This is a genomic window from Xenorhabdus bharatensis (genome assembly GCF_037996705.1).
GTDB classification, from domain to species: domain Bacteria; phylum Pseudomonadota; class Gammaproteobacteria; order Enterobacterales; family Enterobacteriaceae; genus Xenorhabdus; species Xenorhabdus bharatensis.
Genome location: NZ_JBBMXG010000007.1, coordinates 118,196 through 145,138 on the forward strand (window position 1 = coordinate 118,196; position 26,943 = coordinate 145,138).

The 26,943-nt window shown below is 43.3% G+C and carries 20 protein-coding genes and 6 tRNA genes; 19 read left to right on the top strand and 7 right to left on the bottom strand.

The features are described 5' to 3' along the window. Window positions 1-80 precede the first annotated feature (80 nt). The 6 genes from AAC855_RS08620 to nagE all read right to left on the bottom strand — a co-directional run bounded on the left by AAC855_RS08620 (window position 81) and on the right by nagE (window position 8,525). On the bottom strand, window positions 81-917 hold the full coding sequence (locus AAC855_RS08620) for an AraC family transcriptional regulator (RefSeq protein WP_340609179.1): 837 nt from the start codon (window positions 915-917) through the stop codon (window positions 81-83). A gap of 235 nt (window positions 918-1,152) precedes the next feature. Continuing rightward, window positions 1,153-2,820: a glutamine--tRNA ligase gene (gene glnS, locus AAC855_RS08625; protein WP_340609180.1), complete on the bottom strand. Its 1,668-nt coding sequence runs from the start codon at window positions 2,818-2,820 to the stop codon at window positions 1,153-1,155. 182 nt (window positions 2,821-3,002) lie between these two features. Further along, window positions 3,003-4,232, bottom strand: a complete 1,230-nt coding sequence (locus tag AAC855_RS08630; RefSeq protein WP_340609181.1) for a DegT/DnrJ/EryC1/StrS family aminotransferase — start codon at window positions 4,230-4,232, stop codon at window positions 3,003-3,005. 57 nt (window positions 4,233-4,289) lie between these two features. After that, window positions 4,290-5,036 (bottom strand): glycosyltransferase, encoded by a 747-nt coding sequence (locus AAC855_RS08635; protein ID WP_340609182.1) that lies wholly within the window; start codon window positions 5,034-5,036, stop codon window positions 4,290-4,292. 161 nt (window positions 5,037-5,197) lie between these two features. After that, window positions 5,198-6,049, bottom strand: coding sequence for a phytanoyl-CoA dioxygenase family protein (locus AAC855_RS08640; RefSeq protein ID WP_340609183.1), 852 nt, complete (start codon window positions 6,047-6,049; stop codon window positions 5,198-5,200). Between the two features lie 457 nt (window positions 6,050-6,506). Continuing rightward, entirely contained in the window at window positions 6,507-8,525 is a 2,019-nt protein-coding gene (gene nagE / locus AAC855_RS08645; protein WP_340609184.1) for an N-acetylglucosamine-specific PTS transporter subunit IIBC, read from the bottom strand. A gap of 337 nt (window positions 8,526-8,862) precedes the next feature. Here nagE and nagB point away from each other — a divergent pair, with 337 nt between their 5' ends. From nagB to AAC855_RS08690, 9 genes are all read left to right on the top strand, one after another. After that, window positions 8,863-9,669 (top strand): glucosamine-6-phosphate deaminase, encoded by an 807-nt coding sequence (gene nagB / locus AAC855_RS08650; protein ID WP_340609185.1) that lies wholly within the window; start codon window positions 8,863-8,865, stop codon window positions 9,667-9,669. A gap of 42 nt (window positions 9,670-9,711) precedes the next feature. Then, window positions 9,712-10,926: an N-acetylglucosamine-6-phosphate deacetylase gene (nagA, locus tag AAC855_RS08655; protein WP_340609186.1), complete on the top strand. Its 1,215-nt coding sequence runs from the start codon at window positions 9,712-9,714 to the stop codon at window positions 10,924-10,926. Further along, entirely contained in the window at window positions 10,913-12,136 is a 1,224-nt protein-coding gene (gene nagC / locus AAC855_RS08660) for a DNA-binding transcriptional regulator NagC (protein WP_340609187.1), read from the top strand. Before nagA ends, nagC begins: the two co-directional genes overlap by 14 nt. Window positions 12,137-12,291: 155 nt before the next feature. After that, a tRNA-Met gene (locus AAC855_RS08665) sits at window positions 12,292-12,368 on the top strand. Between the two features lie 5 nt (window positions 12,369-12,373). Continuing rightward, window positions 12,374-12,458, top strand: a tRNA-Leu gene (locus tag AAC855_RS08670). A gap of 70 nt (window positions 12,459-12,528) precedes the next feature. Then, window positions 12,529-12,603, top strand: a tRNA-Gln gene (locus tag AAC855_RS08675). A gap of 74 nt (window positions 12,604-12,677) precedes the next feature. Continuing rightward, window positions 12,678-12,752 (top strand) — tRNA-Gln (locus AAC855_RS08680). A 41-nt stretch (window positions 12,753-12,793) separates the two neighbouring features. Further along, window positions 12,794-12,870: transfer RNA gene (locus AAC855_RS08685), tRNA-Met, on the top strand. A gap of 13 nt (window positions 12,871-12,883) precedes the next feature. Beyond that, window positions 12,884-12,958 (top strand) — tRNA-Gln (locus tag AAC855_RS08690). A 293-nt stretch (window positions 12,959-13,251) separates the two neighbouring features. Here AAC855_RS08690 and ubiF read toward each other — a convergent pair. Then, window positions 13,252-14,439 carry a 3-demethoxyubiquinol 3-hydroxylase gene (gene ubiF, locus AAC855_RS08695; protein WP_340609237.1) on the bottom strand — a complete coding sequence of 396 codons (1,188 nt, stop codon included), beginning with the start codon at window positions 14,437-14,439 and terminating at the stop codon, window positions 13,252-13,254. A gap of 216 nt (window positions 14,440-14,655) precedes the next feature. Between ubiF and miaB the strand changes: the two genes are divergently transcribed. The 10 genes from miaB (at window position 14,656) to leuS (ending at window position 26,937) form a co-directional block, all read left to right on the top strand. Continuing rightward, complete coding sequence (miaB, locus tag AAC855_RS08700; protein WP_340609188.1) at window positions 14,656-16,086, top strand: tRNA (N6-isopentenyl adenosine(37)-C2)-methylthiotransferase MiaB; 1,431 nt, start codon at window positions 14,656-14,658, stop codon at window positions 16,084-16,086. A gap of 146 nt (window positions 16,087-16,232) precedes the next feature. Continuing rightward, on the top strand, window positions 16,233-17,210 hold the full coding sequence (locus AAC855_RS08705; RefSeq protein WP_422824367.1) for a PhoH family protein: 978 nt from the start codon (window positions 16,233-16,235) through the stop codon (window positions 17,208-17,210). Continuing rightward, a complete protein-coding gene (gene ybeY, locus AAC855_RS08710) occupies window positions 17,207-17,674 on the top strand; it encodes an rRNA maturation RNase YbeY (protein ID WP_340609190.1) in 468 nt (155 codons plus the stop codon). The genes AAC855_RS08705 and ybeY overlap by 4 nt, the downstream gene beginning before the upstream one ends. A gap of 211 nt (window positions 17,675-17,885) precedes the next feature. Next, complete coding sequence (gene corC / locus AAC855_RS08715; protein ID WP_099121695.1) at window positions 17,886-18,764, top strand: CNNM family magnesium/cobalt transport protein CorC; 879 nt, start codon at window positions 17,886-17,888, stop codon at window positions 18,762-18,764. Between the two features lie 10 nt (window positions 18,765-18,774). Continuing rightward, complete coding sequence (gene lnt, locus AAC855_RS08720; protein ID WP_340609191.1) at window positions 18,775-20,304, top strand: apolipoprotein N-acyltransferase; 1,530 nt, start codon at window positions 18,775-18,777, stop codon at window positions 20,302-20,304. Between the two features lie 600 nt (window positions 20,305-20,904). Then, window positions 20,905-21,792 carry a glutamate/aspartate ABC transporter substrate-binding protein gene (locus AAC855_RS08725; RefSeq protein ID WP_422824366.1) on the top strand — a complete coding sequence of 296 codons (888 nt, stop codon included), beginning with the start codon at window positions 20,905-20,907 and terminating at the stop codon, window positions 21,790-21,792. 88 nt (window positions 21,793-21,880) lie between these two features. Next, complete coding sequence (locus AAC855_RS08730) at window positions 21,881-22,621, top strand: amino acid ABC transporter permease (RefSeq protein WP_340609192.1); 741 nt, start codon at window positions 21,881-21,883, stop codon at window positions 22,619-22,621. A 3-nt stretch (window positions 22,622-22,624) separates the two neighbouring features. Beyond that, on the top strand, window positions 22,625-23,299 hold the full coding sequence (gene gltK, locus AAC855_RS08735; RefSeq protein ID WP_340609193.1) for a glutamate/aspartate ABC transporter permease GltK: 675 nt from the start codon (window positions 22,625-22,627) through the stop codon (window positions 23,297-23,299). Then, window positions 23,299-24,024, top strand: a complete 726-nt coding sequence (locus AAC855_RS08740; RefSeq protein ID WP_340609194.1) for an amino acid ABC transporter ATP-binding protein — start codon at window positions 23,299-23,301, stop codon at window positions 24,022-24,024. Before gltK ends, AAC855_RS08740 begins: the two co-directional genes overlap by 1 nt. Before the next feature lie 315 nt (window positions 24,025-24,339). Continuing rightward, a complete protein-coding gene (gene leuS / locus AAC855_RS08745; RefSeq protein ID WP_340609195.1) occupies window positions 24,340-26,937 on the top strand; it encodes a leucine--tRNA ligase in 2,598 nt (865 codons plus the stop codon). Window positions 26,938-26,943 lie beyond the last annotated feature (6 nt).

Sequence of the window (26,943 nt, forward strand, 5' to 3'; positions counted from 1 at the left end):
TTTCGGTGATACAAAAAAATTCGACTTAGAATTGTTTATTTTCTATTTGAAGGTGGAGATGCTTCATAATATTACTTGTATTAACATATAAAGTTTTTATGGTGATTATTTCTGTTTATATTTCGCCAATGTGCCGGTGTTAAACCAAACGTTTTTGTGAAATGTCTTGCCATATGGCTTTGGTCGAAAAAGCCTGCTATCAGCGCAGCATCAGTGATAGACTCTCCAACAATTAAACAGGATTTTACTATATCTAATCTGCGCATTGTCATATAGCGATGAGGGCTTGTCCCGAATAATAACCTGAAATCTCTCGAAAGGCTCCAGCGATCACGATTTACGTTATGTTCAAGCTCGTCTAAGGTTATATTTTTATCTAAATTTGAGTGAATATATTCTCTTGCCCTTTCCGCAGCAAAATAATCAAAATTTCTTTTTTTATTTAAAGCAACTCCACTTGCTTCAACTAATGAAATAGCTAAATCATAAAGAGCATCATCTTCTTCCATAGGATCTATTCTGCAATCCATATTTTGTAACAGTGCATTCGTTGCCCTAAAAATATTGGGATCATTAGTGATACCATTTTTTATAAATGGTAATGGTTTTCCTTTGATTATGTCTTGTATCATTGATGGTTCGATATATATCATTTGATAATGGAAACCAGCACTTGTCCCAGCCTCACCATCATGAACTTCATCAGGGTGTAATACCATCGTATTACCAGGAAGGCTATGTTGCATATTGCCACGATAGTGAAAACTCTGGACGCCAAACAAAGTCTTCCCAATTGCATAGGTATCATGCCTGTGCGGGTCATAACCGTGATTTAAAAAATAAGCCTCTATCCTTTCGACTTTCCTTGTTTCAGGTGCTCTATATACCCAATCTCGCGATGTGGCTAATCCATGCATATTAACTCCATATGATAATGACATTAAGAAATAATTATTATTTCTTAATAGAATCCTATTCTAATTGCAATGTACAAGAGATGCCATTATCCCTTTTGCTAAAGATTGGTGAGAGGCTTCTACCTCTCACCAAAAATCAGCTTTTGACTAGGCAGATTCGTTCCCGACAAATTTGCCATTCACATACCATCTCGATACAACTAGACACCTATTAGGTATGTGTTCTTAGCTGATATTACTCTTTAGAGATTTTCGCCCAGGTATCACGCAGACCTACAGTGCGGTTAAACACTAAATGTTCAGCCGTTGAAAGCTTGCTATCAGCACAGAAGTACCCTTCACGTTCAAACTGGTAAGTTTTTCCCGGTACTGCATTTACCAGACCCGGCTCAACAAAACCTTTACGTACCACTAATGACTCGGTGTTAAACGTAGACAGGAAATCCTCTGCCGCTCCCGGATTTGGCACGCTGAACAGACGATCATACAGGTAGAATTCAGCGGGTGCGGCATGTACTGCACTTACCCAGTGGATAACACCCTTCACTTTACGACCATCAGCCGGATCTTTGTTCAGAGTTTGCTCGTCGTAATGGCAGTAAATCGTGGTGATGTTGCCTTCTGCATCTTTCTCAACACGCTCAGCTTTAACGACATAAGCGTTACGCAGACGCACTTCTTTGCCCATGACCAGACGCTTATACTGACGATTAGCTTCTTCACGGAAGTCTGCCCGATCAATATAGAGTTCACGGCTGAATGGCACTTCACGGCTACCCATTTCCGGCTTATTCGGATGGTTAGGCATGGTCAGAATAACTTCGCCTTCCGGCATGTTTTCAATCACCAGTTTCACCGGATCAAGAACTGCCATCGCTCGTGGCGCATGTTCATTCAGATCATCGCGGATACAGGATTCCAGTGCGGCCATTTCAACATTGTTATCCTGCTTAGTGACACCGATACGGCGGCAGAATTCACGGATTGACGCAGCAGAATAACCACGACGACGCAGACCTGAAATGGTTGGCATACGTGGATCATCCCAGCCGTCAACAATATTTTCTGTCACCAGCTGATTAAGTTTACGCTTGGACATTACTGAGTATTCCAGATTCAGGCGGGAAAACTCATACTGACGCGGGTGGCAATCAATTGTGATGTTATCCAATACCCAGTCATACAGACGGCGGTTATCCTGAAACTCTAGTGTACAAATAGAATGCGTAATTCCTTCCAGCGCATCGGAAATGCAGTGGGTAAAATCGTACATCGGATAGATGCACCATTTATTACCAGACTGATGGTGTTCTGCAAATTTGATGCGATACAGAACCGGATCGCGCATAACTATGAAAGGAGAAGCCATATCAATTTTGGCACGCAGACACGCTTTCCCTTCCGCAAACTCGCCCGCACGCATTTTTTCGAACAGAGCAAGGTTTTCTTCCACACTACGATCACGGTACGGGCTGTTTTTACCCGGCTCTTTCAACGTACCACGATATTCGCGGATCTCTTCAGGACTCAGCTCATCCACATAAGCCAGATCTTTATTGATTAACTCAATGGCGTATTGATGCAGTTGGTCAAAGTAATCCGAAGAGTAACGGATATCTCCACTCCACTGGAAACCCAGCCACTGTACGTCTTGCTTGATTGACTCAACGTATTCAATATCTTCTTTAACCGGGTTCGTATCGTCAAAACGCAGGTTGCATTGCCCCTGATAGTCTTGTGCAATGCCGAAATTCAGGCAGATCGACTTTGCATGGCCAATATGCAGATAGCCGTTAGGTTCAGGCGGGAAACGGGTATGTACGGAAGTATGTTTACCAGTTGCCAAATCTTCGTCAATAATCTGACGAATAAAGTTTGTCGGGCGAGTATCTGCCTCACTCATTGTTTTATTCCTCAATGCAAAAAGCGCTTCAATATAACCCTCTATAATCTATTAAGCTGAACCGAGAAACAACACTTAGTTGGTGGGAAATAGAGGAAAAAAGAAAGTCTCAGAGAAAAAAGGATCATAGACAGGCCATTTTGAGTAAAGGCCTGCCATTTCTATAAGAGAAGTCAGTAAGCTCAGCGGGTACGATGATTTTCCAGCACTGCGATTAACTGATCTGCACAATAAACGATATGCTCTTCATCCCAGCTAGGATGCAAATACAAGCTGATTGTTCGGGGCAATAAAGAACGGGCTGTTTCACACACAACATCGCAATAATTGACCGATTCAGGCGATGTGTACTCACTGGAGTGGAAAGGGAAATTGGCAGAGCCAAAACCACGTAGTTCTCTGAAAACCCGCTCACCATAAGCTTCCGGCCATTGGATCTTAAACGCAGGAACACCCATTTTTTTCAAATCACGTAAAATGATTTCAGCTGTACAATCCAATTTTCCCAGATCAAACACAATAGGGTATAACCAATATGCATTTTGCCTGTCTTCGTTATTCAGCGGCAGGCTATGAATTAAATCGATTTCTGCAAATTTTTCGTCATAGATTTTCGCATATTGTTTACGGTTATGCATATTCCAGTCATCAAAGCGCTCCAGCTCATTAATCCCGATGATCGACTGAATTTCAGTCATGCGGTAATTATAACCAATGCGATTATGCACATGCCATGACACCTCTTCCAAAGCAAGTAAGTCAAACTTCGTTCTCACATCAAACCCGTGGTCACGATAAGCGCGGCATTCCCAGCCGATTTCAGGATTATTGGTCACAACCATGCCACCTTCACCACCGGTGGTAAAATGTTTCGACTGACAAAAACTGAATGTACCAACATCACCAATCGTTCCAACCGATTGCCCCTTATACTTCCCTCCGAGACATTGTGCGCTGTCTTCGATTACTTTGAGATTATGCCTGCGAGCAACAGTAAGAATAGCGTCCATATCGCAGACAACACCATAAAGATGCACAACGATAATGGCTTTTGTACGCTTGGTAATCAGCGCTTCTATTTTAGCCGGATCGATCGTGTGTTCTTCCGTTGTATCGCAAAATACGGGAATAGCACCGCACTGTAATACAGCAAAAGAAGTCGCAATAAAGGTGTATGAAGGAACAATAACTTCATCACCGGGTCCGATATTTAATGCACCTACAGCAATATTTACAGCAGAGGTTCCTGAATTACAGGAGATTGCCATTTCTGCACCAATCCAATCGGCAAATTTATTTTCAAATTCCATGCCCTTTCTTCCGGTCCAGTAATTGACTTCACCGGATATCAGTGGCTGCTGAATATCTTTTAATGTTTTTTCGGCAAAATCAGGCCATTGTGGAAATTTCATTATTTCTCTACCTTAATATTTTCAAATAAATAGATTTAGTTAAACACTGAAAAACAATTATGCGATTTCAGGATTATTAATAATCCAATAAACCTTTATAGAAAAAATTGAGTAAATCATGATGCTGTAATTTAATAATGTTTTTATTAGCCCCCAGTTTTCTCTTGTATCTTCCCAAACAACAGAAAGTTGGCATAAATTTTTAGATAACCTTCTGGCAAGGTAAATAATTTCCGCATCAAATGCATAGCCCTTAATCCTTTGCTTGGAAAAAATTTCCTTTGCCAACTCAGATTTCATCATTTTAAATGGGCACTGTGAATCTGAAATTTTACAACTTAGCAGAGAATTAACTAATTTCAGAAAAATTCGGCTGGTTATTTTCCGATAGAAATTAGCTTTTGATTTATTGTTTGAAAAACGCTCCCCTATGACTAAATCGATATTTTTCTGCATAATCTGGTTGTAAGCATTAAAAAAATCCTGTTCTTTTATGGGGAAATCAATATCAGTATAAAAGATATATTTCCCTTTAGCTAAATCAACTCCTCGCCGAATACTGTACCCTTTCCCATAGTTACCATAATTAGAAATAACGATAATATCAGGGTAATTCTGTTTTATCTTCGCTATATCCTTATCGTGAAAGTTATTTTTATCTGAATCATTTACAATAATAACTTGCACATTACATTTTTTCTGAATGCGTTTAATTTGTTGCAGTGTTTTTTCAATAATCAGATAATTTTCGTGATATCTGGGAAGAATAATTGAAATATCGATAGAGTCTTCAATATAACTCATCTTTTCTCTCCATTAACGCATATACACAATGGATTTCAAAATGCATCGCGGCAGTAAGGGAATGAATTCCCGAGAGCATAGATCACTGTGTAACAGGTGTGAATAAATGCAGCCAACAAAGAGGCAACTTGAAAGACGAAGTGTATCGCAATATCCTTGAATTAATACCCTAATAACCGTTTCCCCAATGCAGTCAGATAGATATCAGATGTATTCTGCTGATAACTCTTTTTAACAGGAAAAGGTTTCCCGGTTATTGATGTTGTCGGTTGACCTTGTTTATAAGCTGAAATTCGTTCTTCTATCTGCTGATTCGTCAGCTCTGTTCGTGGAAAACAGCAAAAATATTGGGCTAATCTGGGTTTATCAGACGTGTTAGGCTGATTACCGTGTGGTAATGCCCCATCAAAAATTACATAATCCCCAGCATTAAGCGGTATTGATTCAATTTTCATTCCGCTGGTATCAGGAAAACGGCTGTTATAACCTTCCGGCTGCTGAGATAACCATTGATCAATCCTTTTATGAAAACCCGGTACACACTGAAAGCCACCAGAACTACCATCATCATCGGTCAAACTTAATAAACCCTGAATTTTTCTTTCTAAGGGGCGCTTTGAAACATCAATATCCCAATGAATAAAACCTTCATATTGCCACTTATCTGTAATTGGCGGGTTCATATTGACCCTGTCAATACTGACCAATAGATCTGATGTACCAAATATCTTTTCATATACGGAATAAATTGTTTGATTTTGCCGATTATCCCATAACGTCTGATGATGATAAAAAGGAATACGCCCCATTTTATCTATCCCGGATAAGGAACGAATATTTTCATCATAAAGATCAGTAGTTTTTTCTGGGTTCATTTCTAAAAATTCAAATATCGCCCTGATGCTTTTATCAATTTGTTCTTTGCTTATCGCTGACTTAATAATAATGTAACCATCATCATCCCAACTTTTCAAATATTGTTTTATTCTTTCTTCAGCAGAAGATATTGACATTTAGCCACCTAATTAACAATTAAACACCATCACCTTGTATCATTAGGTTTGCTGTTAAATCTTGTAATTCATTATATATAAAACACAAATAACATGAAAAATATAAAATTAATTAAAAATAAAGACAAACACCAAACCAGCGAAAAACAAATTACCTTAAACGAAATTAAATTTAAACCCTAAAAAATAAAATACCCCAAAAACACTTACATTAATAAAGCACTAATCAATATAGAGTAAAAAATATAAAACACTACATTAAATAATAATTATTATATTATATACTATATTTAATTAATAAATGTTTTTATTTAAATAATTTATTTTGGAACTATACATGTTATTTTAGTTTTATTTGTTTATATTTAGATTGTAATTATTAAGGTGGGATACTTTTAGATAACTCGGTGATCGCCGAAACGACCACCGTTAATTTGGAGAAAAAACAGTCAGCAATCTATTTCATAACCTGAAAAAGATTCGATTCTTTCGCTATTACATGACCTTCAGCCATAATACTAATGCCTGCATAGTCATCTATATTGCTGATCACAATCGGGCTTATCATTGACTTAGCATGGGCATTCAGATAATTAAGATCCAGCTTCAAGAGGGGATCTCCAGCTTTGACTTTCATTCCTTCTTCAATCAGGCGTTCAAAACCCTTTCCGTTTAAAGAAACAGTATCGATACCTATATGGACAATAACTTCAGTACCATTATTCGCCTCAATACATACCGCATGGTTAGTATCAAATACCTTCACCACCGTACCTTCAACCGGAGAGAAAACGGTTTCGGAGGTCGGTTTGATTGCAATACCATCACCCACTAATTTACTGGAGAACGCTTCATCCGGTACATCTTCCAGCTTAACTAATTCACCTGTCACGGGCGCTAACAAAGTCAGAATTGCTGTATTTTCCGGCGTATGCCCTTTTTCTGCCGGAGTATCAAACTCTGGCATATTATTTTCTGTCGCAGCGGCAACCGGGCCTTTAGCAATAATATCTGTCATGGTACTGGCAATGAGTTCAGCACGCATACCGACAATAATCTGAACACTTTCTTTGTTCAGACGAATAACACCAGAAGCCCCAAGACGTTTAGTTGCCTGTTCATTCACTAAACTGGAGTCTTTCACCGATAAACGCAAACGAGTAATACAAGAATCAATATTGGTTAAATTGGCTGATCCACCTATCGCAGCAATATAATTATATGCCTCTTCCTGAATATCGTTTTTGCCACCAGCTTTCAATTTCATATCAGCATCAGTTCCCGCAGCAGAAGGTAACTCGCGGCCTAATGTCATCAGGTTGAATTTTTTAATAGTGAAACGGAATACAACATAATAGAGACAGAAGAATACCAGGCCTTGTGGAATTAACATGTACCAGTGAACAGCTAACGGGTTGCGTGAGGAGAGGAAAAGATCAATAAAGCCAGCACTGAAACCAAAACCGGCAATCCAGTGCATTGCCGCTGCAATATAAACTGAAATACCCGTCATAATAGCATGCAGAACATAAAGTACAGGCGCCGCAAACATGAAAGAGAATTCAAGTGGTTCTGTCACGCCGGTAAAGAATGCAGCAAATGCCCCCGCCAGCATGATACCACCAACCATTGCTTTGTTCTCAGGGCGGGCACAGTGGTATATCGCCAATGCCGCTCCCGGTAAACCAAACATCATGATAGGGAAGAAACCAGCCTGATAACGCCCGGTAATGCCCGGAGTCGCGAGTCCTTCAGCAATGGATTTTGCTCCTCCCATGAAGTTAGGAATGTCATTAATACCCGCCACATCAAACCAGAAGACTAAATTCAAAGCATGGTGTAAACCTATTGGTATTAACAGGCGATTAAAGAAAGCATAAAGCCCGGCACCCATTGAACCCAAACCAGTAATACTTTCACCAAATGCCACCAGCCAGCCATTAATGACAGGCCAACCAAACATCAGAATGAGAGAGAGTAGGATCATTAAAAAAGAATTCAGGATCGGTACTAAACGACGTCCACTGAAAAACGACAGTGCCTGAGGTAATTCAACATTACTGTAGCGATTATAGAGTTCTGCTGAGATCACACCCACTAAGATACCAACAAATGGATTATTGATCTTACTAAATGCTACTGGTACTTCAGCAACCGGAATACCTTTAATCATGGCGATGACTGCGGGCGAACATAGTTTCATAACAACCATAAAGCCGACTAATCCGGTCAGTGCGGCAGCCCCGTCTTTATCTTTTGACATACCATAGGCAATACCAATCGCAAATAATATTGCCATATTATCAAGAATAGCGTTACCGGATGAAATAAGCAGTGCTGCTAGCTGGTTATCAGCACCCCAGCCTGTTGGGTCGATCCAATAACCTATTCCAGTCAATATCGCCGCAGTTGGCAATGTTGCCACAGGCACCATTAATGCCCGGCCAATCCGTTGTAAGTAAGTTAAAATATTCACTCACGCCCCCTTAAAGCCCCATGAATGGAGTCTTTTATTGAATAAACGATGTAATAACATCACTCATCTATTTGTTGTTAAATCATTTTAAGTTTAAGAAAATTATTTTTCATCGCAAATTAAATCCTTCATATGTGTGATAAAAATCACTTAAATTGATATATTTTTGAGCGAAACATGGCCTTAATCAAAAACTTATTTTATTATAAAAAATAACATTATCGTATACATGTCAGGTAGAACCGTTGTAAAGAACAGGTATCATAGGCAACTTTCGCCCCACCACTGTTCGTATAATTTTAATTTAATAAATGAATAATTTTTTGAAGAGGTCATCATGAGGCTGATCCCCCTAACAAATGCAAGTGATGTAGGTCGATGGTCTGCTCACTATATTGTTAGTAAAATCAATGAATTCAAACCAACAGAAGAACGTCCTTTTGTACTCGGACTGCCTACAGGCAGTACACCATTAGCAACTTACAAAGAACTGATCGCGCTATATCAGGCAGGAAAAGTCAGTTTCAGAAATGTTGTAACCTTTAATATGGATGAATATGTTGGTCTTCCTGAGGATCACCCCCAGAGTTACCACACTTTCATGTATCAGAATTTCTTCAATCATATTGATATAAAAAAAGAAAATATCAATTTACTCAATGGGAATGTGACAGATGTTGATGCTGAATGCTTACGCTATGAGAATAAAATTAAATCATATGGCAAAATTCATCTGTTTATGGGCGGTGTAGGTAACGATGGCCATATTGCGTTTAACGAACCCGCGTCTTCTCTCTCTTCCCGTACACGGATTAAGACGCTAACTCAGGAAACACGAACTGCTAATTCCCGTTTTTTCAATAATGACGTGGAATCAGTCCCCCAATATGCTTTAACTATTGGTGTGGGTACGTTAATGGATGCCGAAGAGATCATTATTCTCGTAACCGGAACTCAAAAAGCACAAGCTCTACAAGCGGCTATTGAAGGTAATGTTAACCATATGTGGACAATAAGCTGCCTACAAATACACCCAAAAACAATTATTGCGTGTGATGAACCTGCAACAATGGAGCTAAGAGTAAAAACCGTAAAATATTTTCGCCAGATAGAGGCTGATATTCTGAGTGAATTCGCCAGTTAATATTTATACAGGCATTTAGGTTCAGGCATTTAGGAGTCCAGAATGTACGCTTTAACCAACTGTATTATCTACACCGGACACGACAGGCTTAGTGAACATGCTGTTATTATTGAAGGTGGGGTAATCAAACATATTTGTCCGGAAAATGAGTTACCGGCAGGTATTGAAAAGCATGATTTACGGGGTGTAAACCTCTCTCCCGGGTTTATTGACCTGCAGGTTAACGGCTGTGGCGGGGCACAATATAATGACCGCATAGAAGATATTACGGAAGAAACACTGCATATCATGCAGAAAACCAATCAGCGATACGGCTGTACCAGTTTTCTGCCAACGCTTATCACTGGCCCTGATGAGTTGATGATCAAAGCCATAGAAGTGATGCGTATCTATCTGGCTAACAACGCTAATCAGGCGATTGGTTTACATCTGGAAGGGCCTTACATCAATCCGGTAAAAAAAGGCACACATAATTCTGCCTATATCCGTAAACCAACGCCGGAAATGGTCAATTATTTGTGTATTAATGCCGATGTAATCAAGAAAATTACTCTTGCTCCAGAGATGGTAGAAAATCATTACATTCATCAGTTAACTGAAGCGGGTATTGTTGTTTCCGCCGGCCATTCCAACGCAACCTATGAAGAGGCGCGACAGGGATTCCACAATGGAATTACCTTCTCCACTCATTTATACAATGCCATGCCAGTCATTTCTGGCCGACAACCGGGGTTAGTCAGCGCAATTTATGATACAACTGAGGTTTATGCCGGTATTATTTGCGATGGGATGCATGTTTCATGGCCCAATATTCGTAGCGCCAAGCGACTGAAAAATGAAAAATTAGTCATCGTGACAGATGCTATTCTTCCTGCCGGACTGGATAAAAACACTAATATAGAACAATTCACCTTTGCCAATAAAACGATATATTATCGTAACGGGTTATGTGTCGATGAAAATGGCACATTAAGTGGCTCTTCAGCCACAATGATTGAGTGTGTCAGGAATAGTGTCGAGATGGTTGGTATCGCTTTAGATGAAACACTGCGCATGGCAACCCTTTACCCCGCCAAAGCTATCGGTGCCGATAAACACCTCGGAACAATTGAGGCGGGTAAAGTAGCAAACCTGACAGCATTCACTCATGATTTCAAAATCTGTAAAACCATAGTTAACGGAGATATCGTTCATGATAGTAACAACAAAGGAAATGAAACTGAACTATCGAGCATAGTGTCTGATGAACAACCATAATACACCAAAGCAAATCGCAAATATTGAGCTGGTCAAACAGCTCAATAGCGCCGTGGTCTATCGGTTGATAGACCAACTCGGGCCAATATCCCGTATACAAATCGCAGAAGAGAGCCAACTTGCTCCAGCCAGCGTGACAAAAATTACGCGTCAGTTAATTGAGCGCGGGCTGATTAAAGAAGTCGATCAGCAAGCATCTACTGGCGGGCGTCGGGCTATATCCATCGTCACAGAAACCCGCCACTTTCATACCGTTGGTATTCGACTAGGACGCCGGGATGCGACAATTGCGTTATTTGACATGAGCGCCAAACAGCTAGCAGAAGAGCAACATCCTGTTCTGGAAAATAGCCCGCAAGAAGTTGAACAACGAATTATCTCCGTTATTGAAGACTTCATCAGCAGAAATCAACGGCGTAACCGCGAACTGATTGCGATCTCCATTATCGTCCCCGGATTGGTTGATCCCAATGATGGCATTATCCGCTATATGCCACACATTAAAGTCGATAACTGGCCATTAGTGCAAAACCTGCAACAGCACTTCAATATTTCATGTTTTATCGGGCACGATATCCGCAGCTTGGCGCTGGCAGAAAACTACTTCGGAGCCACCCGCGATTGCGAAGACTCTCTTCTTGTACGTGTTCATCGTGGTGCGGGTGCCGGCGTTATCATCAAGAATAATATTTTGCTCAATAAACGAGGCAATCTGGGGGAAATAGGCCACATTCAGATTGACCCTCTGGGGGAGCGTTGTCATTGTGGTAATTTTGGCTGTCTGGAAACGAGCGCATCTAATCCGGCTATAGAAGCTAAAATACAACACCAATTACAGCAGGGGTTTCCAAGTAAGCTGACATTGGATAAATGCAGTATCCATGACATATGTCGCGCTGCTAATCAGGGGGACTCTTTGGCCGTCGAAGTGATCAGGCAGGTAGGACATAACCTCGGTAAAGCCATCGCCATTGCCATTAACTTCTTTAACCCACAGAAAGTCGTTATTGCCGGAGACATCACAGAAGCAGAGCAGGTTCTGCTTACCGCTATTCAAAACTGCATCAACACTCAGTCTTTGAAAAACTTCCATGAAGACCTGCCTATCGTGATTTCCGAATTAAACCACTGTTCTGCAATAGGCGCATTCGCCTTAACAAAGCGAGCCATGCTCAATGGTGTGCTATTACAACATCTTCTTGGAGGATAATTCGTCATTTCAGCTGCTTTTATCATCAAGATGATTACAGGGCAAACAAACAAGCGATTTTATGCATATTTTTTTAAAAAAGCAGTTGACGCATCTGTCTGATATACGCATAATGCGCCCCGCACCGCCGATGAAGGCAAAGCGAAAAAAAAGATGGCTACGTAGCTCAGCTGGTTAGAGCACAGCACTCATAATGCTGGGGTCACAGGTTCGATTCCCGTCGTAGCCACCATCTTTGCGGGAGTGGCGAAATTGGTAGACGCACCAGATTTAGGTTCTGGCGCCGCAAGGTGTGCGAGTTCAAGTCTCGCCTCCCGCACCATTTCTTCTTCGGTTGCACTTAAATCGAGTTTTGCTAAGGTTGTTTTAAGTTTTAGTGTGTTGTTTTCAGGTGGGGTATCGCCAAGCGGTAAGGCACCAGGTTTTGATCCTGGCATACCCTGGTTCGAATCCAGGTACCCCAGCCATATTTCTGAAAGCGATAATTACTGAAAAATCAATCATCATTAATAAAACAAGATTTAAAATGAAAATATTCAGGTGGGGTATCGCCAAGCGGTAAGGCACCAGGTTTTGATCCTGGCATACCCTGGTTCGAATCCAGGTACCCCAGCCATTTTCCTGAAGGTTTTCATAAAATTTACGGTTAACGTAAATGGCTACGTAGCTCAGCTGGTTAGAGCACAGCACTCATAATGCTGGGGTCACAGGTTCGAATCCCGTCGTAGCCACCATTTTAAAGTCAGTTGGGGTATCGCCAAGCGGTAAGGCACCGGATTCTGATTCCGGCATTCCCAGGTTCGAATCCTGGTACCCCAGCCAATTTTTTCAATAAGTTACATAGTTTAACAAGTTGAGAAAAAGCATAAAAGAACAGAAAAAGAATATACAGGAAGAATACTTCTTGATAGAAATGCTACCTATATGGTGGTTTTTTTGTTTCTCTGCCAAAAAACATCCCCAGCTTACCGCCTGATAATCTTCATGGTTGTTTAATAAACCACCTGAAATTGACACATCTAACCCTGCTTATGAAACACTCAATAGAGAGCGTGAGGGTAGAAATATTAAAAAAACGGCTCCTACCCTCAAAAATATTCGCTAAAAAACAGTCATCACACCCCCAGCGCATATTTCAGCGCCAGTTTTTTCAGTGCGCCTGAGCGCTGCGCTGCCATCAAGGCTAAATTACGCATTGTTTTCAATCCCGGTAAATCATGGCTGAATGCCGTATGAAAGAGATCCATTCCCGCCTGCATAACCAAATTATCCGGCATCCTGCGGCGTTGATAACGCATCAGTACAGTCAGGGAATCCCACTCTTCCAGTGATTCTTTGGCATCAATCAATACATTAAGTAAAGCATCTACATCCCGATAGCCCAGATTGACGCCCTGCCCTGCCAGTGGGTTGATTGTATGAGCTGCATCTCCCAGCAAAACCAGCCCTTCACGTACATAATCGCTGGCATGATGGCGGGTCAGAGGAAATGAACCCGCAGCAATCGGAGTCACTTTACCCAAACGGGCCGGAAATGCCTGAAATATTTCCCGTTCAAGCTGTGTCATTGACATCGCCTGTAACTGACGAATGCGAGCGGGAGAGTCATACCATACCAACGATGCCCACTGATCAAATAGCGGCAGAAAGGCTCTGGGGCCGGAAGGAAAAAATTGCTGCCATGTAATGTCCTGCTGAAGTTGCTCCGTTTTGACAGTTATCAGCATACACGACTGCCGGTATTGCCATCCCCGACTACCAATTCCCGCTAATTGCCGAACCTGAGAACGAGCACCATCAGCGCCGATAATCAAACGCGTGTTTAATTCTGTGCCATCAGTCAATTCAAGCTGCCATGTTTTATGGCTATCATGCCGCTGCATCGATTTCAGCTCTGCGGGGCAAAACAGTGTCAGGTTAGGATACCGTTGAAACTCCTGCCACAAGGCCAGTTGCAGAATACGGTTTTCTACCATGTATCCAAGTTCAGGCAGACCGAGGCTTGCTGCATCGAAAACCACATTGGAATCATTCTGCTCCCATGTCTCCAGCTTCCGATAAGGTACGCTACGCATCTGCACAACATGTTCCCAAGCACCCAATTGCTTCAGTACATCCACGGATGCCCGGCTAATGGCAGAAATACGAATATCCGGTTCACTTTCTGCACTGTAGGGCTGTGGTGGCTGGTGTTCCAACAGAGCGACACGCCAACCTTCCTGCGCCAATCCCAATGCCGTTGCCGCACCAATCATCCCGGCACCCACGATAACCATATCGAATTTTTGTTGTGGATTATTCATATTCATCACGCTATTAACTTCTTGATTAAAATAGTGTACCGGAATTTTCCCTTTCCGGCTGTGAATATCCGGTGTTACAGTCTGGTCACTGGTGCCTCAAATGAATACAATAGTCTGTAACATTATGCTAAACACACTGTATTCAATATGCTGGTTCAATAGACTATGCTTTTCAGTGTTGACGCATCATTCCACTGGAAACACCGGATACACAAAATGTCGACGATAAAAAAACTGTATATCAAAACCTGGGGCTGTCAGATGAATGAATACGATTCATCCAAGATGGCCGACCTGCTGGAAACCACTCACGGTTATCAGTTAACCGATATCGCCGAAGATGCAGATATCTTACTCTTGAATACCTGTTCAATCCGTGAAAAGGCACAAGAAAAAGTCTTTCACCAACTCGGACGCTGGAAAGGGCTGAAAGACAAAAACCCTGAGGTTATCATTGGCGTTGGGGGCTGTGTGGCTTCTCAGGAAGGGGATTACATTCGTCAGCGTGCTCCGAGCGTTGATATTATATTCGGGCCACAAACCCTGCACCGTCTGCCGGAAATGATTAATCATGTGAAAGGCACCCGCAGCCCGGTTGTTGATATCAGTTTCCCTGAGATCGAGAAATTTGACCGCCTGCCAGAACCCCGTGCTGATGGCCCGACGGCATTTGTTTCTATCATGGAAGGCTGCAATAAATACTGCACATTCTGCGTTGTTCCTTACACCCGTGGGGAAGAAGTCAGCCGTCCTTGTGATGATATTCTGTTTGAGATTGCTCAGCTTGCTGCACAGGGTGTACGTGAAGTTAACCTGCTCGGTCAGAACGTGAATGCTTATCGCGGTGCAACATTTGACGGTGATATCTGCACATTTGCTGAATTACTGCGTCTGGTAGCGGCTATTGACGGAATCGACCGCATACGTTTTACCACCAGCCATCCGATTGAATTCACTGACGATATCATCGCTGTATATGAAGACACTCCCGAACTGGTCAGCTTCCTGCACTTACCTGTCCAGAGCGGTTCTGACCGTATTCTGACTCTGATGAAACGTGCTCATACTGCGCTGGAATATAAAGGAATTATTCGCCGTCTGCGGAAGGCTCGCCCGGATATCCTGATCAGTTCAGATTTCATCATTGGTTTCCCGGGTGAAACACAGGATGACTTTGAAAAAACAATGAAATTAATTGCCGATGTTAATTTCGACATGAGTTTCAGTTTTATCTATTCAGCCCGTCCGGGTACTCCTGCGGCAGACTTGCCGGATGATGTGAGTGAAGAAGAGAAAAAACAGCGTCTGTACCTGCTCCAGCAGCGTATTAACCAACAAGCCATGAGCTTCAGCCGGGCGATGCTTGGCAGTACTCAGCGTATTCTTGTTGAAGGCCCATCCCGTAAAAATATTATGGAGCTTTCCGGACGCACGGAGAATAACCGTGTAGTTAATTTTGAAGGCGCTCCTGATATGATTGGCAAATTTGTTGATGTTGAAATTGTTGACGTTTATGCCAATTCCCTGCGCGGTAAGGTCATCCGTACTGAAGATGAAATGGATTTACGTGTCTATGAATCACCTGAGTCAGTAATTGCCCGAACCCGTAAGGAAGACGAAATCGGTGTTGGCACTTATCAGCCTTAACAACAAGTCAGCCGTAAAAGAACAGGATAACTTTAACAAATAGGCCGGATTCACAGGCCTTAACATAGAGATAATCAGTGACACAAATAAACCCACAAGTAGCAACACAAGAGATCTTTCTGGAACCCGCAGATAATCAGCGATTAATGAGCCTGTGTGGCCCACTTGATGACAATCTGAAACAACTTGAGCGTCGTTTGGGAATAGAGATAAACCGCCGCGACAATCGTTTCAAATTGGTGGGCAAGCCACTGTGTGTCAGCGCAGTAGCCAGTATACTGCGCCGCCTGTATGTTGAAACCGCCCCTGTACGTGGAGTGATACCGAATCTTGAACCTGAGCAGATCCATCTGGCTATCACAGAAACCCGCGTACTGGAGCAAGCAGCAGAAAGCGTCCCTGACTACGGTAAGGCCGTGAATATCAAAACCAAACGGGGCGTTGTTAAACCCCGTACACCTAATCAGGCTCAGTATATTGCCAATATTCTTAGCCATGATATTACGTTTGGTGTCGGGCCTGCGGGAACAGGTAAAACCTATCTGGCCGTTGCCGCAGCGGTTGATGCACTGGAGCGCCAAGAAATCCGCCGGATATTGCTCACCCGACCGGCTGTTGAAGCCGGGGAAAAGCTGGGTTTTCTGCCGGGAGATCTGAGCCAGAAAGTCGATCCTTATCTACGTCCGCTTTACGATGCATTATTTGAGATGCTGGGATTTGAAAAAGTTGAGAAGCTGATCGAAAGAAATGTCATTGAAGTGGCTCCACTGGCCTATATGCGTGGACGAACGCTCAATGATGCCTTTATTATTCTCGACGAAAGCCAGAATACAACCATCGAACAGATGAAAATGTTTCTGACCCGTATTGGTTTCAACTCTAAAGCCGTTATCACTGGTGATGTCACCCAGATAGACCTCCCCAGAGGCCAGAAATCAGGCCTGAGTCACGCGATAGAAGTTTTATCTGACGTTGATGAACTTAGCTTTAACTTCCTCTACAGCGAAGATGTGGTGCGCCATCCTGTGGTTGCCAAAGTTGTTATCGCCTATGAAGTATGGGAAGCCGCTGAGCAGAAACGTAAACAGGCGCTTAATGAAAAGCGCAGGCAGGAAGCGCAATGAGTTCAGTTATATTAGATTTACAGATTGCATGTGAAAAACCAGAAGGGCTTCCTGAGGAAGTCCTTTTCCGAAACTGGCTGGAAGGTGTTTTGCCACAATTTCAGGCAGAAAGTGAAGTCACAATCCGTTTAGTTGATGAGGCAGAAAGCCACGAATTAAACCTCACTTATCGGGGGAAAGACAAACCAACCAATGTGTTATCTTTCCCGTTTGAAGCTCCGCCTGAAGTTGAACTGCCCTTGCTCGGTGATTTAATCATCTGCCGTCAGGTTGTTGAAAAAGAAGCACAGGAGCAGCAAAAAACAGTCGAAGAACACTGGGCACATATGGTGGTACACGGCTGTCTTCATCTGCTTGGATATGACCATATTGAGGATGAAGAAGCAGAAGAAATGGAATCTCTGGAAACAGAAATTCTCGGGAAAATGGGGTATCCTGATCCCTATCTTGCGGAAAAAGAATAACCCCCAATAATATTTTTATGATAAATATTATCTATACCCAATGAATTTCGAGTTACATCGCGGCGGCGAGGGAGAGAGTCTCCAGGAGCATAGATAACCGTATGTTTATAAAAACGGTGACTGGGGTGAACGAGCGCAGCCAACAAAGAGGCAGCTTGAAAGACGTAGGGTATATACACATTAATTAATGAGGAAATAAAATTAGAACGCCATGAGCGACGACCATCCTTCTAGTAACGATAGCCCTGGACCTAAGAAAGGCTTTTTTGCACTTCTTAATCAGATTTTCCACGGTGAGCCGAAAAACCGCGATGATTTAGTTGAACTGATCCGTGATTCTGAACAGAACGATCTCATCGATCCCGATACCCGAGAAATGCTCGAAGGGGTGATGGATATTGCTGACCAGCGCGTGCGTGACATTATGATCCCACGCTCACAAATCGTTACCTTAAAACGCAATCAACCTCTGGACGAATGTCTGGATGTCATTATCGAGTCAGCCCACTCACGCTTCCCTGTGATCAGCGAGGATAAAGATCACATTGAAGGCATTCTGATGGCAAAAGATCTTCTGCCATTTATGCGCACGAACGCAGAACCTTTCAGCATTGATAAAGTTCTGCGGCAAGCGGTGGTGGTGCCGGAAAGTAAGCGCGTTGACCGATTGCTGAAAGAATTCCGTTCCCAACGCTACCATATGGCGATTGTTATCGATGAATTCGGCGGTGTTTCCGGTCTAGTCACGATTGAAGATATACTTGAACTGATTGTAGGCGAAATTGAGGACGAGTACGACGATGACGAAGATAACGACATTCGTGCCCTGAGCCGCCATACTTACTCAGTACGAGCATTGGCTCAGATTGAAGATTTCAACGATGTTTTCGGCACTAATTTCAGTGATGAAGAAGTTGATACCATCGGCGGGTTGGTCATGCAGGCATTCGGGCATCTGCCTTCCCGTGGAGAATCCATCAGCATTAATGGCTATCATTTCAAAGTAGCAATGGCAGATAGCCGTAAAATCATTCAGGTTCATGTAAAAATACCGGATGATGCTGAAGTTCCTGGCCTTGATAAAGACTAATGGGATCTGGATGAACAAAACCTCATTAATAAGTTGCCAGCGGCTGCGTGCCTTGCTGGCGCTTTTCTTCGGAGCCAGTGGAACACTGGCTTTTTCACCTTTTGATTTCTGGCCTGCTGCTCTTATTTCTCTCTTTGGCCTGCAAATACTGACGTTAAACCGAACCACCCGACAAGCCATCTTTATTGGTTTCTGCTGGGGGCTTGGGCTGTTCGGCAGCGGCACAAACTGGGTTTATGTCAGCATTGCCGGTTTCGGGGGTATGCCAACACCCGTTAATATCTTTTTAGTTGTCCTGCTGGCGGCTTACCTTGCGCTTTATCCGGCTCTGTTTGCCGGGTTACTTAACCGCTTTTTCCCTGCCTCAAACGGGATACGGCTGATGATTGTCAGCCCTGCTCTATGGCAATTAACGGAATTTTTACGTGGTTGGGTACTTACCGGTTTTCCGTGGCTACAATTTGGCTACAGTCAAATTGATGGTCCGTTAAAAGCCGTTGCACCGGTTTTCGGGGTAGAAGGTATTACCTTCCTGTTAATGATTATCAGCGGGTTACTGGTTTTTGCTACCGTACATAAAAAAATCGTAGCGGCCATCACTGCTATTGCTTTACTGATGTTACCGTGGCCAATGAGGCATTATCAGTGGTACATCCTACTACCGGAAAAATCGGCTGATATAGCACTGGTACAGGGGAATATCCCTCAGGAAATAAAATGGGACCCTTCAGCATTGGGCAAAACTCTGGATATCTATCTGGATAACAGCCGCCCTTTTATTGGGAAAGTTCCCATTATTATCTGGCCAGAAGCCGCAATTCCTGACTACGAACACGACCAGAGTCTCTTCCTGACCAAACTGGATGCGTTGCTAAGGCAACATCACACCAGCCTGATTACCGGTATTCCTGATGCCCAACCGACATTAGACGGATATAAATTCTATAACAGTATTATTGTGCTAGGAGAGAAAACGCCTTACCAGTACCCGGCGGCTGACCGCTATGACAAACATCACCTTGTGCCATTTGGTGAATTTGTACCGCTGGAATCATTACTGCGTCCATTGGCGCCCTTATTTAACCTGCCAATGTCCTCTTTCAGTCAGGGCAGTTATATACAGCCCCAGCTTTCTGTTGCGGGTTATAACGTTACTGCTGCTATCTGTTATGAAATTATTTTGGGTGAGCAAGTCCGCGATAATTTCAAACCCAGCACAGAATTTTTGCTGACAATTTCCAACGATGCGTGGTTCGGGCAATCTATCGGCCCATGGCAACACTTCCAGATGGCACGGATGCGCGCTCTTGAACTGGGTCGCCCATTACTACGGGGGACTAATAATGGCATTACTGCCGTAATCAGGCCAGATGGTTCGATACAGGCTGAAATTCCGCAGTTCACACGTCAGGTATTGGAAGCAGAGGTCACTCCAGCCAGTGGGATAACCCCTTACTTCCGTACTGGGAACTGGCCGGTTTGGGGAATGACTGTATTATTTATTTTGTTCGGATTAATCAGAAACCGCCGCCATAATTAGTTAACTACTTAATAATAAGCCATAAAAATCTGCTAAAGAATAAGTTCAGAATATATTTACATACTGAACTTATTCTTTCTCGTACATCATTTCTGTTAATTTCTCCAACGTTAATGCCTGCATTAGTTTCATTTCTAAAATATTCACAAAAAACACAAAAACAGCCTAAAAAATCACCGCGTTACGGTATTTATTCCTAAAAAGTGCAAACTGTGAACAAGATTCAAAATTATTTGCCACAAAATCACACTTAAACAAAATTGTTTGTTTATAGTTCGAGTTGGCTCGCAAAATGAAAACATCAATGTTTCAAAAAAGTAACATTATGAATTATTTTTTTACGACTCATATACAAAACAATATTAGAAATTTATTTCTATATTAACAATATCTGTAAAACAGAAATAAAAGCATATACACAATGAATTTCAAGATGCATCGCGGCGGCAAGGGAACTCATCCCCAGGAGCATAGATAACTATGTGACCGGGGTGAGTGAGCGTAGCCAACAAAGAGGCAACTTGAAAGACGAAGTGTATAGATACACCCCCTGCAAACAAACCCAGTTTTGAATAAAACAACCACATGAAGGAGCTGTATATGCGTAAGTTTATGTTAGCCACAATGTTGCTTAGCGCGGTAGGAGCTGCCCATGCTGAGGAATTGACCGGCACATTGAAAAAAATTAAAGACAGTGGTGTTGTTGCTGTCGGGCACAGGGAATCGTCTGTTCCATTTGCTTATTATGATGGAAAACAGAATGTTGTCGGTTTTGCCCAAGATCATTCCAATTTAATCGTAGAAGCGATTAAGAAAAAAATTGGTGCTCCCGATCTACAAGTTAAACTGATTCCGGTTACCTCCCAGAACCGTATTCCATTGCTTCAAAATGGTACTTTTGATTTTGAATGTGGTTCCACCACCAATACTCCTGAGCGCCAAAAACAAGCCGCATTCTCCAATACTATTTTTATCGTCAATACCCGCCTTCTGACCAATAAAGATTCAGGTATCAAAGGATTTGATGATCTGGGTGGCAAAAATGTGGTTGTCAGTGCCGGCACAACATCTGAAATGCTGCTGAATAAACTCAACGATGAGAAAAAAATGAAAATGCGCATTATCAGCGCAAAAGATCATGGTGATTCATTCCGAACACTGGAATCAGGTCGCGCGGTTGCCTTCATGGTTGATGATGCACTTTTGGCTGGAGAGCGCGCTAAAGCGAAAAAACCTGAACAGTGGATTATCGTTGGTGAACCGCAATCCAAAGAGGCTTATGGGTGTCTGATGCGCAAGGATGACCCTCAGTTCAAGAAGCTGCTGGATGAAACGGTTGCAGAAATACAGACGTCAGGCAAAGCCGAAGAAATGTTCGATATATGGTTCAAACAACCGATTCCACCCAAAAATCTGAATATGAATTTTACTCTGTCCGATGAGATGAAAGAACTGTTCAAAGCACCAAATGATAAGTCGTTGAATTAATTATAAACCTAAAACCCCGATTTCATTGGCACGACGGGTATGAGGTAGCCGTTTCCTACCTCATTTTTATGTTTCAGGGAGCATATGTATGTCAATTGATTGGAACTGGGGCATCTTTCTACAGGAAGCGCCTTTTGGTAATACCACCTATCTGGGGTGGATCATTTCTGGATTTCAGGTAACTATAGCTCTTTCAATATGTGCCTGGGTTATTGCATTTATTGTCGGTTCTTTTTTCGGCATTCTCCGGACTGTTCCGAATAAATTTCTTTCCGGGTTAGGAACCTGCTATGTCGAACTTTTTCGTAACGTTCCCCTTATAGTCCAGTTTTTCATATGGTATCTGGTTGTTCCGGAGTTTTTGCCTAAAGACCTGAGTGACTGGTTCAAAATGGACTTAGATCCTAATATCCAGTTTTTCCTTTCCTCACTGGTTTGCCTCGGATTATTCACCGCAGCACGAGTATGTGAGCAAGTCAGAGCGGCTATTCAATCCCTGCCACGAGGGCAAAAAGCCGCTGGGCTGGCAATGGGGCTGACTCTGCCTCAGACTTACCGCTACGTTCTGCTACCCAACGCTTATCGTGTCATCACCCCACCCATGACCTCAGAGATGCTCAATCTGGTGAAAAACTCCGCGATTGCTTCCACTATCGGTCTGGTGGATATGGCCGCACAGGCAGGGAAATTACTGGATTATTCCGCACATGCCTATGAAACATTCACGGTTATCACACTGGCATATGTTGGCATCAATCTCGTGATCATGCTGGCAATGAGCGTACTAGAGAAAAAAATACAGCTGCCGGGCAACATAGGAGGGAAATAGAACATGTATCAATTTGACTGGAGTTCGATTGTACCCAGCCTACCGCTCCTGTTGGATGGATTAATCATCACCGCAGAGATAACACTGATAGCTATTGTGATTGGCATTGCCTGGGGCACCATTCTGGCAATGATGCGGCTTTCTTCCATTAAAGCTCTGAGCTGGTTTGCAGCCCTGTATGTTAATCTATTCCGCTCCGTACCTCTGGTAATGGTGTTGTTATGGTTCTATTTAATTGTGCCTAGCTTAGTTCAAAATGTTCTGGGCATATCACCAAAAACTGATATCCGATTAATCTCTGCAATGGTAGCGTTCTCAATCTTTGAAGCGGCCTATTACGCTGAAATTATCCGGGCAGGTATCCAGAGTATTTCCCGTGGTCAGTCATCCGCATCGCTGGCATTAGGGATGACACACATGCAAAGTATGCGTTTGGTCATTCTGCCACAGGCATTCCGGGCAATGATACCGTTGCTGCTGACACAGGGTATTGTATTGTTTCAGGATACTTCTCTGGTATACGTATTGAGTCTGGCGGATTTTTTCCGTACAGCAAGCAATATCGGTGAACGTGACGGTACACAGGTTGAAATGGTTCTGTTTGCCGGGTTGGTTTATTTTGTCATTAGTTTTTCCGCCTCGATGCTGGTTAACTATTTAAAGAAAAGGACTATTTAATGATCTCGCTGAAAAATGTATCCAAATGGTATGGTCAGTTTCAGGTGCTGAATGACTGTTCAACTGAAGTCAAAAAAGGCGAAGTCGTGGTCGTCTGCGGGCCTTCTGGTTCCGGCAAATCCACACTCATAAAAACGGTCAACGGCCTCGAAGCTGTCCAGCAGGGTGAAATTTCGGTTAATGGAACACAAGTCAATGATAAAAAAACCGATCTGGCACAATTGCGTTCCCAAGTTGGTATGGTATTTCAACATTTTGAACTGTTCCCTCATCTATCGATCATTGACAATCTGACGCTGGCTCAGGTTAAAGTTCTCAAGCGCGATAAGCAGGCAGCAACAGAAAAAGGCCTGAAACTGTTAGAGAGAGTCGGGTTATCAAACCACGCCCATAAATTTCCTTCTCAGCTTTCCGGCGGGCAACAACAGCGGGTAGCTATCGCCCGCGCGCTCTGTATGGATCCGATTGCTATGCTGTTTGACGAACCCACTTCTGCCCTTGATCCAGAAATGATCAATGAAGTGCTGGATGTAATGGTTGAACTGGCTAACGAAGGAATGACCATGATGGTCGTTACCCATGAAATGGGGTTTGCCAAAAAAGTGGCTCACCGCGTTATCTTTATGGATGAGGGGACAATTGTCGAAGACAGCAGAAAAGAAGATTTCTTCGTCAACCCTAAATCAGAGCGCGCCCGCGATTTTCTGGCAAAAATTCTGCACTGATTACGTGACTGGTCGGCGGTATCAACATTACCGCCGACTTTACACTGCCTCTGTTCCCGATAGGGAAGATAAAGGGGTGAAAAATTCAGTAATTTTCTGTGTTGTTCCACTAACAGGTGTTGTTGCCCCTATTCCTATCCGCTATGCTATGTCATCTTAAATTTCATCAACAAACATACTCGCTATCCCCAATAGATTTCGAGTTGCATCGCGTCGGCAGGGAAGTTAATCCCAGATAGCACAACAAAGAGGCAGCTTGAAAGGTGAAGGGGATAAAAGCGTAGCATTATTATTCACCATAGGATCATCGGTGCCATGCAAGAACAATATCGTCCAGAAGACATAGAGCAACAAGTCCAGCTTCATTGGCAAGAGAAGCAAACTTTTAAAGTGACCGAAGACAGCAGTAAAGAAAAATACTACTGCCTGTCCATGCTACCTTACCCTTCTGGCCGACTACATATGGGCCATGTCCGTAACTACACCATTGGTGATGTGATTTCCCGTTACCAGCGTATGCTTGGTAAAAACGTGCTGCAACCCATCGGTTGGGATGCATTCGGTTTACCGGCAGAAGGCGCAGCGGTTAAAAACAAAACCGCACCAGCACCGTGGACTTATTCCAATATCGAATACATGAAAGGCCAGCTGAAAATGCTGGGATTCGGTTACGACTGGGATCGCGAAGTCGCAACCTGTACACCGGAATATTATCGCTGGGAACAATGGTTCTTCACCAAACTGTATGAAAAAGGTCTGGTTTACAAAAAAACTTCCGCAGTGAACTGGTGTCCGAACGATCTGACCGTTCTGGCAAATGAGCAGGTTATTGATGGTTGCTGCTGGCGCTGTGACAGCCCGGTAGAACGTAAAGAGATCCCGCAGTGGTTTATTAAAATCACCGATTATGCGGAAGAATTGCTGAACGATCTGGATAAGTTGGAAGAGTGGCCTGAGCAGGTCAAAGTTATGCAGCGTAACTGGATTGGCCGTTCAGAAGGTGCTGAAATCACCTTTAAGGTTGCTGATAGTCAGGAAAAGCTGACCGTCTATACCACCCGCCCGGATACTTTCATGGGAGCTACCTATGTTGCTGTAGCTGCGGGTCATCCTCTGGCAAAACAGGCGGCGGAAAACAATTCTGAGCTGGCGGAATTTATCAACGAATGCCGTAATACCAAAGTTGCTGAAGCAGATATGGCAACAATGGAGAAAAAAGGCATTCCGACCGGTATGTTCGTCATCCATCCGTTAACTAACGAAAAAATGCCTATCTGGGTTGCCAACTTCGTTCTGATGGAATACGGCACAGGTGCAGTTATGGCGGTTCCGGGCCATGATCAGCGTGACTGGGAATTCGCAACTAAATACAACCTGCCAATCAAAGCGGTCATTCTGGATAACGAGGGTAATGTACCAACTGTTCAGGAAAGCGCGATGACTGATAAGAACGCTCTGATCAACTCCGGCGAATTCAGTGGGCTGAGCCATGAAGACGGCTTCAATGCTATCGCTGACAAACTGGTTGAAATGGGTGTTGGCAAACGCAAAATTAACTACCGCCTGCGTGACTGGGGAGTTTCCCGTCAGCGTTACTGGGGTGCACCAATTCCAATGGCAACGCTGGAAGATGGCACCGTAGTTCCGGTTCCTGAAGATCAACTGCCGGTTATTCTGCCGGAAGATGTTGTAATGGATGGCATCACCAGCCCAATCAAAGCCGATCCGGAATGGGCTAAGACGACGATTAATGGTCAGTCTGCACTACGTGAAACGGATACCTTCGATACCTTTATGGAATCATCATGGTATTACGCTCGTTATACCTGCCCGGATTACGATAAGGGTATGCTTGATCCTACTGCTGCTAACTATTGGCTGCCGGTAGATCAATATATTGGTGGTATTGAACACGCTATCATGCACCTGATGTATTTCCGTTTCTTCCACAAACTGATGCGTGATACCGGTCTGGTCAATTCAGATGAGCCAGCAAAACGTCTGCTGTGTCAGGGCATGGTTCTGGCTGAAGCCTTCTATTACACTGGCAGCAACGGTGAAAAAATCTGGGTATCTCCGGCTGATGCTATTGTTGAGCGTGACGAAAAAGGCCGTATCATCAAAGCAATGGATAATGATGGTCATGAGCTGGTTTATACCGGCATGAGCAAAATGTCCAAATCCAAAAATAACGGTATCGACCCACAGCTTATGGTTGATAAATACGGCGCTGATACCGTTCGTTTGTTTATGATGTTCGCTGCACCACCAGAACTGACTCTGGAATGGCAGGAATCTGGTGTAGAAGGGGCTAACCGCTTCCTGAAACGTGTATGGCGTCTGGTCCACGAGCATGTCAGCAAAAATGCTGATAAAGGCGAAATGCAGCCACTGGATATCACCAGCCTGACAACAGAACAGAAAGATTTGCGTCGCGACCTGCACAAAACTATTGCTAAAGTCACGGATGATATCGGACGCCGTCAGGCATTCAATACCGCAATAGCCGCCATCATGGAACTGATGAATAAACTGACCCGCGCACCGCAGGAAACAGAGCAAGATAGTGCCCTGATGCAAGAAGCGCTGACAGCCATTGTACGTATGCTTTCACCTATCACACCTCATGCCTGCTTCGTCATGTGGAAAGCTCTTGGCAATGATAAATGTGACGTTGATACCGCTGCATGGCCGCAGGCTGATGAAAAAGCCATGGTTGATGATACTAAACTGGTCGTTATTCAGATCAATGGTAAAGTCCGTGGCCGTATCACCGTACCGGCAGATGCGACAAAAGAATATGTTCAGGAGATGGCTTCTCAGGAATACAGCGTAACGAAACACCTTGAAGGCGTCAGTATCCGGAAAGTTATCTATGTTCCGGGTAAATTGCTGAATCTGGTCGTTGGTTAATATTAT

Bases quoted from the DNA above. Each gene is read 5' to 3' on its own strand.
- AAC855_RS08620 (WP_340609179.1), bottom strand. From the start codon at position 917: ATGCATGGATTAGCCACATCGCGAGATTGGGTATATAGAGCACCTGAA.
- glnS (WP_340609180.1), bottom strand. From the start codon at position 2,820: ATGAGTGAGGCAGATACTCGCCCGACAAACTTTATTCGTCAGATTATT.
- AAC855_RS08630 (WP_340609181.1), bottom strand. From the start codon at position 4,232: ATGAAATTTCCACAATGGCCTGATTTTGCCGAAAAAACATTAAAAGAT.
- AAC855_RS08635 (WP_340609182.1), bottom strand. From the start codon at position 5,036: ATGAGTTATATTGAAGACTCTATCGATATTTCAATTATTCTTCCCAGA.
- AAC855_RS08640 (WP_340609183.1), bottom strand. From the start codon at position 6,049: ATGTCAATATCTTCTGCTGAAGAAAGAATAAAACAATATTTGAAAAGT.
- nagB (WP_340609185.1), top strand. From the start codon at position 8,863: ATGAGGCTGATCCCCCTAACAAATGCAAGTGATGTAGGTCGATGGTCT.
- nagA (WP_340609186.1), top strand. From the start codon at position 9,712: ATGTACGCTTTAACCAACTGTATTATCTACACCGGACACGACAGGCTT.
- nagC (WP_340609187.1), top strand. From the start codon at position 10,913: ATGAACAACCATAATACACCAAAGCAAATCGCAAATATTGAGCTGGTC.
- ubiF (WP_340609237.1), bottom strand. From the start codon at position 14,439: ATGAATAATCCACAACAAAAATTCGATATGGTTATCGTGGGTGCCGGG.
- miaB (WP_340609188.1), top strand. From the start codon at position 14,656: ATGTCGACGATAAAAAAACTGTATATCAAAACCTGGGGCTGTCAGATG.
- AAC855_RS08705 (WP_422824367.1), top strand. From the start codon at position 16,233: ATGAGCCTGTGTGGCCCACTTGATGACAATCTGAAACAACTTGAGCGT.
- ybeY (WP_340609190.1), top strand. From the start codon at position 17,207: ATGAGTTCAGTTATATTAGATTTACAGATTGCATGTGAAAAACCAGAA.
- corC (WP_099121695.1), top strand. From the start codon at position 17,886: ATGAGCGACGACCATCCTTCTAGTAACGATAGCCCTGGACCTAAGAAA.
- lnt (WP_340609191.1), top strand. From the start codon at position 18,775: ATGAACAAAACCTCATTAATAAGTTGCCAGCGGCTGCGTGCCTTGCTG.
- AAC855_RS08725 (WP_422824366.1), top strand. From the start codon at position 20,905: ATGCGTAAGTTTATGTTAGCCACAATGTTGCTTAGCGCGGTAGGAGCT.
- AAC855_RS08730 (WP_340609192.1), top strand. From the start codon at position 21,881: ATGTCAATTGATTGGAACTGGGGCATCTTTCTACAGGAAGCGCCTTTT.
- gltK (WP_340609193.1), top strand. From the start codon at position 22,625: ATGTATCAATTTGACTGGAGTTCGATTGTACCCAGCCTACCGCTCCTG.
- AAC855_RS08740 (WP_340609194.1), top strand. From the start codon at position 23,299: ATGATCTCGCTGAAAAATGTATCCAAATGGTATGGTCAGTTTCAGGTG.
- leuS (WP_340609195.1), top strand. From the start codon at position 24,340: ATGCAAGAACAATATCGTCCAGAAGACATAGAGCAACAAGTCCAGCTT.